Below are 13965 nucleotides of genomic sequence, written 5' to 3' on the forward strand. Positions count from 1 at the left end.
ACTACCCCCTGCCTCGAAAGGCGGTTCGCCATGCCCAAAGTGCTCGTTGTCGGCGAGTCCTGGTTCACCTACACGGTCCACCAGAAAGGCTTCGACGCCTTCCACACCAGCCAGTACACCGAGGGCGGACGTGCCTTCCTCGACGCGCTCCGCTCACGCGGCCACGACGTGACCTACGTGCCCTCGCACGAGATCCCGACCCGGGTCCCCGCCACCGCCGATGGCTTCGACGCGTACGACGTCGTCGTCATCAGCGATGTGGGCGCCAACAGCTTCCAGCTCCCGCCCGAGACCTTCGACCACTCCGTCCCCGCGCCCGACCGGTCCGAACTGGTGCGCGGCTTCGTGGAGCGGGGCGGCGGGGTGCTGATGATCGGCGGCTATCTGACCTTCAGCGGCATCGACGCCCGCGCGCGCTGGGGGCAGTCGCCACTCGCCGCCGCGCTGCCGGTGACGATGCTGGACCGCGACGACCGGGTGGAGCTCCCGGCCGGAGCCGCCCCCGAAGTGGTGGGCGAGCACGCGGTCGTACGAGGGCTGGAGCGGTCCTGGCCCGCGCTGCTCGGTCTCAACGAGGTCGCCGCGCGGCCGGAGGCGTCGCTGCTCGCTGAGTGCGCCGGGCACCCCCTGCTCGTCGTCGGAAGTCACGGCGGGGGCAGATCGGCGGCGTTCACCTCGGACGTGGCACCGCACTGGGCGCCGCCGCCCTTTCTGGCCTGGGACGGGTACGCCGAGCTGTGGGACCGGCTGGTGTGCTGGCTCGCGGGAAAGGAGCTGTGATGGCCCTACCCGTGAGTACGTCCGTCACCGGCACGCCCCACATCGCGGCTCGGCCGGGCGACTTCGCGCCGCTTGTGCTGATGCCGGGGGACCCGCGCCGCGCCCGGCGGGTAGCGGAAACCTTCCTTCGGAGTGCACGGCAGATCACCGACGTACGCGGCATCCTCGGCTACACCGGAACCCACCGGGGCGTACCGATGTCGGTCCTCGCCTCCGGCATGGGCATCCCGTCCGTGACGATCTACGCGACGGAACTGTTCCGCCACTACGGCGTGCGCCGGATCGTCCGGGTGGGCACGGCCGGCGCGATCCCGGCGGCGGTGTCCCTGCGGAACGTGGTGATCGCCTCCGCGGCGCACACCGACTCCAGCCTCAGCCGCGTCCTCGGGGACGGGGTGACCCTCTCGCTCGCTCCCTCCTATCGGCTGCTGCGTGCCGCGGCGGACGCCGCCGAGCGGGACCCGTCCGCCGTTCACATCGGGCCGGTCTTCAGCAGCGACCACTTCTACCTCGACCGCCCCGCCCTCTTCGACGCCCTGGAGCACCGGGGCACGCTCGCGGTCGAGATGGAGGCGGCGGGACTGTACGCCGTGGCCTGCGCGGAGGGCGGTGAGGCCCTCGCGGTGCTGACCGTGTCCGACCACCTCCGCACCGGTGACGCCCTCACGGCCGAGGAACGCGAGACGGATTTCGACCGGACGCTGCGCATCGCCGCCACCGCGCTGCTCACCGACGACTGAAGTTCCCACACCCGAAATGAAATAGAAACCGGGCAACGTAGCCAAAACGTTTTGCACTTCCTACTGTCAACGCAGCCGCTCACTCGGCAAGAAATGATCAGGAGACCGAAGATGAGATACGGAAGAAGCGCCGCCGTCGTCGTGACAGGGATGCTCGCGCTGACCGCGTGCGGAGGATCGGGCGACGCGGACGATTCCGGAGCGGCCTCGTCCGGCAAGCCGCGGATCAAATTGGTGATCAATGGCGGGCTGGGCGACAAGTCGTTCTTCGACTCCGCCTACGCGGGTCTGCGGCGGGCCTCGAAAGACCTCGGCTACCAGCTCAAGGTGGTGGAGCTCGGCTCCGACCGCACCAAGTGGGAGCCCGGCTTCGAGGACGCCGCCTCGGCCGACGACTACGACATCCTCGCCGCCGGCACCTTCGACGTCACCGACTACATCGGCAAACTCGCCCCGGAATTCCCCGACAAGAAGTTCTGGGTCTTCGACGCCCCGGTCGACTACAGCGGCAAGAACGGCGCCTGTTCCAACAAGTGCGAGAACGTCTACTCCGTCACCTTCAAGCAGAACGAGGGCGGTTATCTCGCGGGATTCCTGGCCGAGAAGCTGGTGGCCGCGAAAGCCCTCAAGGGCACCGGACCACTGAAGAAGGTCGGTGTCATGGGAGGCGTGAAGATCCCGCTGATCGAGGACTTCGTCGTCGGCTTCACATCGGGCTTCCGGGCCGCCGGCGGAAAGAAGTCCGACGTCCTCGTCCAGTACGTGGGCGGCGACAAGCCGTTCGGCGACCCGGCCAGGGGCAAGGAGATCAGCACCGCCATGTACGGCCAGGGAGCGGCGCTGGTGTGGCCGGTCGCCGGGCTCTCCGGGCTCGGCACCTTCGAGTCGGCCGTCACCGCCAAGCGGTACGCGTTCGGTGTCGACTCCGACCAGTACCGGACCCTCGGCGACCAGGCGCAGAAGAACACCGTCGTCACCTCCATCCTCAAGAACGTCGGCAACGCCCTGTACAAGGCCGCGCAGGACGACCAGAAGGGCTCCCTGAAGTACGGCGCCGTCTCCAGCGTCGGTCTCGCCGAGGACGCCGTCGGCTACGTGAACGACGACCACTTCAAGGAGTTGGTGCCCGAGACGATCCGCACCGAGGTCCAGGAAGCCGCCGACAAGGTCAAGTCCGGCTCCGTCACGGTGCCCAGCGCCCTCTAACCGAACGGCCTTGACGATGAACGAGCCATGGGGCGAGGGCGGTCCGGCCGTCGCCGCCCGCCAGGTCACCAAGACCTACGCCAACGGGGTGCGCGCGGTCCGCGCCGTGGACCTGGAGGTCCCGCCGGGCGAGATCCGGGCGGTCGTCGGCGAGAACGGCGCGGGCAAGTCCACGCTGATGAAGATGTTCTACGGCCTGGAGCAGCCCAGCGCGGGCGAGATCCTGGTCGGCGGACGGCCACGCGTCCTGCGCGGCCCGGCCTCGGCGATCGCCCTGGGCGTGGGCATGGTGCACCAGAACCTCATGCTGGTGCCGTCCTTCACCGTCGCCCAGAACGTCGTCCTCGGCGTCGAACCGGGCCACCGCGGTCTGGTCGACCCCAAGGCGGCCGTGGAGACGACCGCCCGGCTCGCCGAGGAGTCCGGACTCACCGTCGACCCCAGGGCACGCGTCGACGAGGTGTCGGTCGGGATGCGTCAGCGCACCGAGATCCTCAAGGCACTCCACCGGAAGGCCCGCGTACTGATCCTCGACGAGCCGACCGCCGTGCTCACCCCGCAGGAGAGCGAGGACCTGTTCGCCGCCGTGCGCCGGCTGCGCGACGGCGGGATGACCGTGCTGTTCATCTCGCACAAGCTGCGCGAGGTACGGGAGATCAGCGACCAGGTGAGCGTGATGCGCGCCGGCTCCCTGGTGGGCACGGTCGCCACCGCCGACGCCACCGAGCGCTCCCTCGCCTCCATGATGGTCGGGCGGGACATGTCCCTGGACGTCGACCGCACCCCTGCCCGTCCCACGGACGCCACCCTGCGGGTACGGCGCCTCCGCTACGAGGCCCCGACCGCCCAGTCCCTGCACGGTCTCGACTTCGACGTGGCCGCCGGGGAGATCGTCGGCATGGCCGGCATCGAGGGCAACGGCCAGACCGAACTCGCCGAGATACTCGCCGGGTTGCGCCGCCACACCACTGGCACGGTCCACATCGACGGCACCGACACGGCCGGTCTCGACGTGGCGGGCCACCGCAGGGCCGGCATCGGCTACGTCCCCGAGGACCGGCTGCACAACGGCGCCGCCCTCGACGCGTCCATCGCCGACAACCTCGTCGTCGACCGCCACGACAGACCGCCCCTCGCCCGCCGAGGCATCCTGCACCCGGGTGCCGTGCGCGTCCATGCCGAGCAGCTGATCGGCCAGTACGCGATCCGCACCCCCGACCCGTCGGTCCCGGTGCGCGCGCTGTCCGGCGGCAACATGCAGAAGGTGATCGTCGCCCGCGAACTCTCGGCCGCACCAAGCCTGTTGATCGCCTCCCAAGTCACCCGCGGGGTGGACATCGGCGCGATGCGGTTCATGTACGAGCGTCTGGTCGACGCGCGCGACAGGGGGGCCGCCGTCCTGCTCATCTCCGCCGACCTCACCGAACTCCTCGCCCTCTCCGACCGGTTGCTCGTCCTCAAGGACGGCCGCCTGGTCGCCCGGTTCGACGACACGACCGGCCTCACCGAGAAGCGGGTCGGGCTCTACATGCTCGGCGTCGAGGAGCACGACCGCGACCGACTCACGGCCGGTCTGGAGACCGTGGGGGAGGAGGCCCCATGACCACCACCCCCACGACCCTGATCGAGACCGAGGACCGCCGCCAGTACCGAACCACCCGGCGCCGCGACTTCGCCGTCGACCTCAGCATGGCCCTGGCCACCATCGTGGCCGCCCTGGCCGTCGGCTTCCTCGTCATGCTCGCCACCGGCAACGACCCGGTACGGGCCTACGAGGTGATGCTCACCGGCCCGCTGGACCGCTCCTTCCGCGTCGGCCGCTGGCTGGAGGACGCCACCACGCTCACCCTGCTCGGACTGTCGGTCGCGATCCCCTTCCGCGCCCGGCAGATCAGCCTCGGCGCCGAGAGCCAGGTCTACGCCGGTGCGCTGGCGGCCGCGACCGTCGCGATCTTCCTGCCGCTGCCGCCCGTCGTCGCCGTGATCGTGCCCATGGCCGCGGCAGCCGCCGCGGGCGCCGGGATGGGCCTGGTGCCCGGCGCCATGAAGGCACGCCTCGGCGCCAACGAGATCGTGGCCACGCTGATGCTCAACGCCATCGCCGTCCGCGTCTACGACTATCTGGTCAACGGCCCGCTGAAGGAGTCCGGCAGCAGCGCCGTGCACTCGAAGTCCGTTCAGCAGGACTCCGTGCTCACGCCACTCAGCGACTGGTTCGGCATCCCGCTGGGCCGGGCCAACATCGGTTTCGGGGTGATGCTGCTGACCGCCGTCGCCCTGTGGCTGCTCATCACCCGCACCCCGCTCGGCTACCGCATCCGCATGACCGGCGCCAACCCCGACTTCGCGGCCTACGGCGGCATCCGCGTGCCCCGCGTCATCGAGTGGAGCTTCGTCATCGGCGGCGCCGTCGCGGGCCTGGCCGGAGCCCATCTCGTCCAGGGGGTGTACGGACGGCTCGAACCCGGGCTCGCCGGAAGCCTCGCCTTCGAAGGGATCGTGGTCGCCCTGCTGGCCAGGAACAACCCACTGGTCGTCGTGGTCGCCGGACTCTTCTACTCCTACCTGCGCGCCGGGGGCGACATCATGGAACAGCAGACCGACGTCGGCACCGAGATCGTGGTGGTCATCCAGGCGGTCATCGTGCTGCTGGTCACCGCCCAGGCCCTGCCCGACCTCCTCAAGCGGCGGATCGCCCGCAGGCAGGTGGGCGTCCGATGAGTTCCGTGCTCGACGTCGTCCTCAGCAGCGCCTTTCTGGCCGCCGCGCTGAGGATCGCCACGCCGTACCTGCTCGCCGCGTTCGGCGGACTGGTCGCCGAACGCGCCGGCATCAGCAACATCGCCCTGGAAGGCCAGATGCTGAGCGCGGCCTGCACCGGGGCGCTCGTCGCCGGATACAACGGATCCGTCGCCCTCGGCGCGCTGTGCGGGGTCGCGGTGGCGACGCTGCTCGGCGTGCTGCTCGCCGTCCTCCGCCTGGAACTGGGCGCCGACGTGATCATCGCGGGAATCGGCCTCAACCTCCTCGCCTCCGGCGGCACCGCCTACGCCGTCTACAGCCTCCTCGACGACAAGGGCGGCACCTCCGGCCTGAAGAGCGGCAGCCTGCCGACGGTCACCCTGCCGGGCGTCGAGAACGTGCCGGTGCTCGGCGATGTGGTGAGCGGCCAGAACATGGTCACCTGGCTGGCGTTCCTGGCCGCGCCGTTCGTCGCCTGGCTGTTCTACCGAACCCGTTTCGGCTTCCACCTGCGGTCGGTCGGCGAGATGCCGGACGCGGCGGCCTCGGTCGGCATCGCCGTACGGCGTGTCCAGTACACGGGACTCGCCCTCAGCGGTGCCCTCGCAGGGCTCGCCGGGGTCTTCCTCAGCATGGGCTACGTCTCCTTCTTCGTACGGGACATGACCGCCGGACGCGGTTTCATCGCCCTCGCGGCCGTGTTCCTCGGCGGCATGCGGCCGTGGGGTGTCTTCCTCGCCGCGCTCGGCTTCGGAGCGGCGGAGGCACTGGCCGTGCAGCTCGGTTCGCTCGACGTACCGCCGCAGCTGGTGTCGACGATCCCGTACGCGATGACGCTGGTCGCCCTCGCCCTGTACGCGTGGCGCCGCAAGCGCCGGGGCCGTGCCGTGCCGGCCGCCGCCTCACTCTGACGCCTCGTCCCCTTCTCACTGGGCTCTCCCACCCGTCCGCACCCTGCCGGGCGTGCGGGTCGGCGAGTCATGCCCGCACGCCCATGTGCCTCCCTTGGAAGGACACCCATGCGACACAGATCCCCCGCGCGCCGCCGTAGACGCGCGCTCCTCGCCTCCCTCGCCGCGGCCGGACTCCTCGGCAGCCTGGCCCTGACGAACGGCTTCGCTGCGGAACCCGAGGCGGACACCTCCGCCAAGCCGCAGGACGTACGGCTCCTCGACACGCTCACGGTCCCCGCCGGGACGACGGAGTTCGGCATGCCGTTCGGCGGCTTGTCCGGCATCGACTACGACCCGCGGTCCGGCGAGTACGTCGCCCTCAGCGACGACCGCTCGGAGAACGGCAAGGCCCGCTTCTACACCCTCCGACTGCCGCTCGACGGCGCAGCCTTCGCCGGCGACAAGCCCGCCCTCGACGGCCTGACCGTACTCGCCGACACCACCGGCGAACCCTTCGCACCCAAGGCGGTCGACCCCGAGGCGATCCGCTGGACCCCGGACGGCGAGAGCCTGCTGTGGACCAGCGAGGGCGCCTCGTCCGCCGGGCAGCCCGCCTTCGTCCGGGAGGCGACCACCTCCGGCGGGTACGTACGCGAACTGCCGCTGCCCAAGGCGTACGACCCCGTCCGCTCGGCATCGGGCACCCTCACCGCCGGGGTGCGCAACAACCAGGCCCTGGAAGGGCTCACCCTCTCCCCGGACGGGCGCAAGGTGTTCACCATCACCGAGAACGCCCTCGTCCAGGACGGCCCCGCGGCCGGGCTGACGGCCAAGAGCCCGTCCCGGCTGCTGCTGATGGACCGTCGGACCGGGAAGGCGGAGGCCGAGCACGTCTACGAGGTCGACCCGATCTCCGACGCGCCCACCGCGCCGCTGCCCGCCCCGGTCGGAACGTACTCGGCGGACCGGGGCGTCTCCGAGATCCTCGCGATCAACGACACCGACTACCTCACCGTCGAGCGGTCATTCGCCTCCGGTGTCGGCTTCTCCATCCGCCTCTACTGGACCAGCACCATCGGCGCGACGGACGTGGGCGGCAAGGACGCCCTGTCCGGCACCGAGAAGCCGATGCCGAAGAAGCTCCTGTACGACTTCACCACCTCCGGCACCGACGCCGACAACGTCGAGGGCATCACCTGGGGGCCGAAGCTGCCCGACGGCTCCCTCTCACTCGTCCTCGTCGCCGACGACAACTTCGGCTTCAACGGCAGTGTCACGAAGTTCCACCTGCTGTCCGTCCGGCCGGATCTCCTCGCCACCCGCACCCCGGACGTCAACGGCGATGGTGCCGTGGACGCCAAGGACCTGGCGGCGATCCCGACCGCCGGGCGGGCCGGAGACCTCGACGGCAACGGCCGTACGGACTCCGCCGACGTGCGGCTGTGGCTTTCGTACACCCGTGCTTTCCCCACGACGCAGAAGCCGCCGTCCACCGTCGACGTCCAGCTTCTGTCCTTCAACGACTTCCACGGCAACCTGGAGCCGCCCACCGGACGCGACGCCAACCTCGGCTCCAAGCTCGACGCGAAGTCCACACCGGTCGGCGGCGCGGAATACCTGGCGGCCCGGCTGGGCCAGCTGAGGCAGGGCACGGACTCCTCGCTGACCGTCGCCGCGGGCGACATCATCGGCGCCAGCCCCTTCCTGTCCGGCCTCTTCCACGACGAACCCACCGTCGAATCCATGGAGAAACTGCACCTGGACGTCACCAGCGTCGGCAACCACGAGTTCGACGAGGGCACCGACGAACTGCTGCGCATGCAGCACGGGGGCTGCCACCCCGAGGACGGCTGCTTCATCAAGGACGAGCCGTACGACGGCGCCCGGTTCCCCTGGCTGGCCGCCAACGTCATCGACCGAGACTCCGGAAAGCCCCTCCTGGCGCCCACCTGGGTGAAGAAGGCGGACGGGGTGAAGGTCGGCTTCATCGGCATGACCCTGGAGGGCACACCCGAGGTCACCGGCCAGTCCGGTATCAAGGCAGTGCGCTTCCTCGACGAAGTCGAGACCGCCAACGCCTCCGCCCGCGAACTGCGCCGCCAGGGAGTTGAGGCGATCGTCGTCCTGCTGCACGAGGGCGGCGTGCAGGCCGGATCGTACGGCCAGTGCGACGGCATCTCCGGCCCGATCGTCCAGATCGCCAAGAACCTCGACCCGGCGATCGACACCGTGGTGACCGGCCACACCCACCAGCCGTACATCTGCTCCCTGCCCGACCCGGCCGGCAATCCCCGCATGGTCACCTCGGCGTCGTCGTTCGGCCGGGTGGTCACCGAGACCCGGCTGCCGGTGGACCGCCGTACCGGGGACGTCGTACGGGGCCGGGTCGCCGCGATGAACCACCTCGTGACTCGCACCGGCGCCAAGGACGCCGACCAGAGTGCCGTCATCGACAAGTGGAAGGCACTGTCGGCGCCGCTGGCCAACCGGGTCGTCGGCAGTGTCACCGCCGACATCACCCGCTCCGAGACCCGCGACGCCGAGTCGGACCTGGCGAACCTCGTCGCCGACGCCCAACTCGCCGCGACCTCGGCACCGGAGCGCGGCGGAGCCCAGATCGCCCTGATGAACCCGGGCGGGGTGCGGGCGGACCTGGTCCACGGGTCGTCGACGGGCGGGGAGGCGCCCGGCGAGATCACATACGCCGAGGCATTCGCCGTACAGCCCTTCGCCGGCTCCCTGGTCTCCGTGAACCTGACGGGGGCGCAGATCGAGAAGGTCCTGGAAGAGCAGTTCAACGACTCAGGCACCCGGGCACCCACCCTCATGCTCGGCGTCTCCAAGGGCCTGACGTACTCCTTCTCCCGCAGCGCGCCGGTCGGCGACCGCATCGACCCGGCGTCGATCACGCTCAACGGCGAACCACTGAAGCCCGATGCCACCTACCGGGTCACCGCGAACACCTTCCTCGCCGCGGGCGGCGACGGATTCACCACCTTCGCCGAGGGCACCGGCACCGTCGGCGGCGGGGACGACATCGCGGCCCTCACCGACTACCTCACCGCCCACAGCCCGGTCGCCCCGCCGGGCACCGACCGCGTGACCGAGCTGCCCTGACGACAGCGCGGGTCGGCGAGCCGGGTCCCTCACCGCCGGGCCGGGCGCGCTTCCGCTCCCGGCGCGTCCGGCCCGGCGGCTGTCACTCGCCCGGGTGGGAGAGCTCGATGTCGTGGCTCTCCACACCCGAGCCGTGCACGCTCAGGTTGGTGGCCTTCGGCGGGTATCCGGCCGCCATGACCGTGTAGGCGCCGCCGTCCAGGTCGGTGAAGGCATAGCCACCGTCCTCTCCGGTGATCGCGGTGGCCACCAGGTTGCCGGCCGCGTCGATGAGCGTGGCCCGGGCGTCGTTCAGCGGACGGCCCGCGGCCTGGACCACGCCCTGCACCTGCAAGCCGGAGGACAGTTCCACCTCGGTCCTGGTGACGCCCTGCGTGGCGATCTCGACGGGCAGCGCGACCGGCCGGTACCCGGCCGCGGTCACCGCGAGGGTCAGCTGGCCGGGCACCAGCTCGGCGAAACCGAAGGCGCCGTCCGTGTCGGTCAGTCCGGCGGCGAGCACGTCACCGCGCGCGTCGGCCGCGACCACCATGGCGCCGACGACCGGCTCCTTGCGGTCCGCCGACCTGACCGTGCCGACCAGGCCACTGGTGCCGACGAGCAGGATGTCGTGCGAGACGGGCTCTTCGCCGACCACCACCGTGGAAGCCTGCGGCTGGTAGCCCTCGGCGGAGGCGATGAGCACGTAGCTTCCCGCGCCCGGCGCGTCGACCGTGTACGAGCCGTCCGGGTGGGCCGCCACACGGCCCACCTGCCGCCCGCCCAGCGAGATCAGGGTGACGGCTGCCCGTGGCACCGGTGCCGACTCGGCGCCGATGACGTGGCCGCTGACCGGGATGCCGCCGGAGGACCGGACCGCGGCAGCGGCACCCGCGGTCGCCGCCGGGACGGGCGACGTGTCCCTGGCGGGCGCGGCCGGGGCAGCGGCCGGGCTCGGCACATTCGCGTCGTTCTCGCCGTGCCCGTCCTTCCGGCCCCGGAGCCCGAACGCCGCGAGGGCCGCGCCCACGAGGGCGAGGGCGCCGGTGACCAGGACGGCGGTGTGGACGCCGTTCATGAAGGCGGTGTGGCTGCCCTCCACCACCGCCGCCCTGAGCTGTGCGGGCATCGCGTCGGAGACCGGGGCGACGCCCATCGCGACCGCGTCCTTCGCCTCCTCGAAGCGAGCGGCCGCCGAGTGGGGCACGCCGGCGTCGGTCAGCGAGTCGGCGAGGGTGGAGCCGACTCGGCTGCTGATGAGGGAGACGAGCACCGATGTGCCGAGCGCTCCGCCGACCTGGAGCGAGGTGGCCTGGAGGCCACCGGCGATGCCACCGTCCTTGACGGGGGCGTTGCCGACGATCGCGTCGGAGGACGCGGACATCACGATGCCGACACCGAGGCCGAGCGCGACGAACGGCGGCCACATGGTGGCGTACGAGGAGTCGGCGCTCCACGCGAGCATCGTGAACGCGGCGCCTGCCTGGAGCACCATGCCGAGCGGCATGGTCAGGCGCGGGCCGAACTTCTCGGTGAGCTTCGCGCCGAGCGGCGAGGCCAGCATGGAGGCGAGGCTGAGCGGAAGGGTGCGCACACCGGACTCGACGGGCGTGAAGCCGCGTACGTTCTGCAGGTACAGCATCACGAAGAAGATCACGCCGAGCAGGACGAAGAAGTTCAGCGCGGTGACGAACACACCGATGGTCAGGGCCGGGTTGCGGAACAGCCGCATGGGCAGGAGCGGGTGCGCGACGCGGGTCTCGTACCAGCCGAAGAGGACCAGGACGACGACACCGCCGAGGATCGCGCCGAGCGTGCCGGCCGAAGTCCAGCCCCACGTCTCGCCCTTGACGACGCCGAAGACGACGGCGAGCAGTCCGAGCGCGAGCAGCACGACGCCGGGCACGTCGAACTTCTCGCTCGCGGCCGTCTCGTTCCTGGACTGCGGCAGCACCACGAGGCCGAAGACGAGGGCGATGACGCCGATGGGGGCGTTGATGTAGAAGACGGACTCCCAGTTGACGTGCTCGACGAGCAGTCCGCCGACGATCGGGCCGAGCGCGGTGGAGACGGACGAGATCATCGCCCAGATGCCGACCGCCATGCCGAACCTCTTCGGCGGGAACACGGCGCGCAGCAACGCGAGGGTGTTGGGCATCAGCATCGCACCGAAGAGGCCCTGCACGGCACGGAAGGCGATGACGCCCTCGATCGAGCCGACGAGGCCGATCGCGACGGACGCGGCGGTGAATCCGACGACGCCGACGAGGTAGACCGTACGGCGCCCGAGGCGGTCGCCGAGCTTGCCGCCCAGGATGAGGGCGGCGGCGAGGGCGAGCAGGTAGGAGTTGGTGACCCACTGCAGTTCGGCGGTGGTGGCGTTGAGGTCGCGGGCGATCTCGGCGTTGGCGATCGAGACGACGGAGCCGTCGAGGCCGACCATGAACAGGCCGAACGCGACGGCGACCAGCGTCAGCCAGGGGTTGGCGCGTAGACCGCGGGGGTGGGGGTCGGAGACGGCAGTGGGCGCTGTGGAGACAGCGGTGGCAGACATGTGTGAGCTGTCCTTGGGACGTGCGGCGCGCGGCTGGGGCGCGTGGACATGTGCGTGAGGGGGGAGATGCGTACGCGAGCAGCACGCCCGGCCCCCGCCGCGGCAGCGGCAGCGGCAAGGGCAGTGGGCGTACGAGGAGTCGGACCGGTCAGGTGGAGTGGTCGCGCAGGCGCCGGGTGAGAGCCTCGAGGGCGCCGAGCGCCGAGCCGAGGGCGTCGCGGTCGCCGTCGGTGAGGGTGCGCAGCGCGGACGCGAGCTGCGCCGCCGCGATGTTCTGCACCTCGCCGATGCGCTGACGCGCCCTGGCGGTGACGCACAGGTGCGCCACCCGCTTGTCGGTGGCGTCCTGATGCCGCTCCAGCAGGCCCGCTTCGGTGAGGCGGGTGACCAGGGCGCTGACGTTGTTCGGCATCATCCGCAGCGCCTCGGCCGCCTCGTGGACGGTCGCGCCGTCGTGCTCGGCGACGTACTGGAGCAGGGTCAACTGCCGCTCGGGGAGCTTGGGATAGGGCAGCTGCCGGTCGATGCTCTGCTTGACGTACCGGTTCAGCACGGGCAGGCACGCCACGAGGCCTGAGGCCACATGGTCGACGCCCTGGCTCATGGGAGCCCCACTGATTCCGGTCACGCCGCCAAGTTACCTATGACAAGAAACCTATGTCAAAATACTGATTGCCGATCGCGGCCGGGGTGAGCCTTCAGCACCCGCCCGATCTGGAGGTCCCTGCCGGCGGTACCCGCAGCGCTGCAACAACCTGAACGGCCAGAGCAGGCTGAGGGGCTCGATGACGATGAACCGCTTGCGGGCCCTCGACCTTCTTGCCCGCGTCGAAGCCCGTGGTCGCGGTCGGCACCGCCGACGACGCCCGGCTGCGGCACCTGACGTGGCGCTGCCGCCGCGGTACGCCGCCCCCTGTTCACCGGTACGTCAGTCGGGTTGAGGCAACCCGTCCACGGGCCGATCGGCGTGGTGGATGACAATGGCGCCGTGGAGTCAACCAGCCGGATCATCGTTGCTTTGGATTTCGACAGCCGTCGGGCGGCTGAGGAGGTCGTCGACCGTCTGGGTGATGAATGCCGCTTCTACAAGGTCGGGTTGGAGCTGCTCGCGGCGGCGGGGCCCGATTTCATCAAGCACCTCGTCGCCGAGGGCCATGAGGTGTTCCTGGACCTGAAGCTCTTCGAGATACCGAACTCCGTTGCCGGCGCAGTCCGTGTAGCAGGGGCGCTGGGCGCGTCGATGGTGACGGTGCACAGCATGGGCGGCACCGACATCATGGCGGCCGCCGTCGCCGCGGCCCGCGACTTTCCCCGCCTGCGTGTCCTGGCTCTGACCGTCGTCACCAGCATGACCGGCTCCGACCTCGCCGACCTCGGGGTCAATGCCTCGACGGAGGAGCAGGTGCTGCGCCTGGCGAGGCTGGCGGACGGCGCCGGATGCCATGGCGTGATCGCATCGCCGCAGGAAGCCGCACGGCTGCGGGGTGTACTGGGTTCCAGCTCCCTGATCGTCACGCCGGGAGTGACACTGCCCGGTGAATCCCCATCCGAGCACGCCCGCCCCGGGACACCGCGTGCTGCCGTCGCCGCCGGCGCGTCACACATCGTCGTGGGCCGGACAGTCACCCGAGCCGAAGACCCAGTAGCCGCGGTTCGGCTCGTGCGCGCCGACTTGGGGCTGTGACCGGAAGCACCCGCCGGGTTCGTTGGTCAGGCCGCTGCCGTTTCGAGTGGTCGACCGCCCCAGCGGATTCCTCTCTCACTGCGGGGGCGCATGCCTAGGGCGTGTCCGCAAAGTCCCGCCTGCCCCGCGACGCCCGGCACGCACTCTCGCCGCACCGGGCGAACACCCGCGTACAACCAGTACGCGGGCGTCCGCCCGGCACTCCCCCAGCCTTCGGCCGGGGGGACCCCCAGAGCACGCACCGGACGCCGCGAGGCCCGCCCTCCGGGC

10 protein-coding genes are annotated in these 13965 nt (G+C 70.8%); 8 read left to right on the forward strand and 2 right to left on the reverse strand.

The window, feature by feature from the left end; genetic code table 11:
* Positions 1 to 30: 30 nt before the first annotated feature.
* From QC385_RS36970 to QC385_RS37000, 7 genes are all read left to right on the forward strand, one after another.
* Entirely contained in the window at positions 31 to 780 is a 750-nt protein-coding gene (locus tag QC385_RS36970; RefSeq protein ID WP_279545772.1) for a glutamine amidotransferase, read from the forward strand.
* Complete coding sequence (deoD, locus tag QC385_RS36975; RefSeq protein ID WP_279545773.1) at positions 780 to 1520, forward strand: purine-nucleoside phosphorylase; 741 nt, start codon at positions 780 to 782, stop codon at positions 1518 to 1520. Before QC385_RS36970 ends, deoD begins: the two co-directional genes overlap by 1 nt.
* A gap of 111 nt (positions 1521 to 1631) precedes the next feature.
* Positions 1632 to 2726, forward strand: coding sequence for a BMP family lipoprotein (locus QC385_RS36980; RefSeq protein ID WP_279545774.1), 1095 nt, complete (start codon positions 1632 to 1634; stop codon positions 2724 to 2726).
* Positions 2727 to 2742: 16 nt separating this feature from the next.
* On the forward strand, positions 2743 to 4329 hold the full coding sequence (locus QC385_RS36985) for an ABC transporter ATP-binding protein (RefSeq protein WP_279545775.1): 1587 nt from the start codon (positions 2743 to 2745) through the stop codon (positions 4327 to 4329).
* Entirely contained in the window at positions 4326 to 5447 is a 1122-nt protein-coding gene (locus tag QC385_RS36990; protein ID WP_279545776.1) for an ABC transporter permease, read from the forward strand. Before QC385_RS36985 ends, QC385_RS36990 begins: the two co-directional genes overlap by 4 nt.
* Positions 5444 to 6379: an ABC transporter permease gene (locus QC385_RS36995; RefSeq protein WP_279545777.1), complete on the forward strand. Its 936-nt coding sequence runs from the start codon at positions 5444 to 5446 to the stop codon at positions 6377 to 6379. Before QC385_RS36990 ends, QC385_RS36995 begins: the two co-directional genes overlap by 4 nt.
* A gap of 108 nt (positions 6380 to 6487) precedes the next feature.
* Positions 6488 to 9478 (forward strand): esterase-like activity of phytase family protein, encoded by a 2991-nt coding sequence (locus QC385_RS37000; RefSeq protein ID WP_279545778.1) that lies wholly within the window; start codon positions 6488 to 6490, stop codon positions 9476 to 9478.
* Positions 9479 to 9560: 82 nt separating this feature from the next.
* Here QC385_RS37000 and QC385_RS44385 read toward each other — a convergent pair whose 3' ends face one another.
* Together QC385_RS44385 and QC385_RS37015 are read right to left on the reverse strand one after the other, a co-directional pair.
* Positions 9561 to 12011, reverse strand: coding sequence for an MFS transporter (locus QC385_RS44385; protein WP_443033081.1), 2451 nt, complete (start codon positions 12009 to 12011; stop codon positions 9561 to 9563).
* Positions 12012 to 12159: 148 nt separating this feature from the next.
* Positions 12160 to 12615: a MarR family winged helix-turn-helix transcriptional regulator gene (locus tag QC385_RS37015; protein ID WP_279545787.1), complete on the reverse strand. Its 456-nt coding sequence runs from the start codon at positions 12613 to 12615 to the stop codon at positions 12160 to 12162.
* Positions 12616 to 12999: 384 nt separating this feature from the next.
* Between QC385_RS37015 and pyrF the strand changes: the two genes are divergently transcribed.
* A complete protein-coding gene (pyrF, locus tag QC385_RS37020) occupies positions 13000 to 13695 on the forward strand; it encodes an orotidine-5'-phosphate decarboxylase (protein ID WP_279545779.1) in 696 nt (231 codons plus the stop codon).
* Positions 13696 to 13965: the final 270 nt, after the last annotated feature.

It is taken from the genome of Streptomyces sp. DH10 (assembly GCF_029813805.1).
Classification (GTDB): domain Bacteria; phylum Actinomycetota; class Actinomycetes; order Streptomycetales; family Streptomycetaceae; genus Streptomyces; species Streptomyces coeruleofuscus.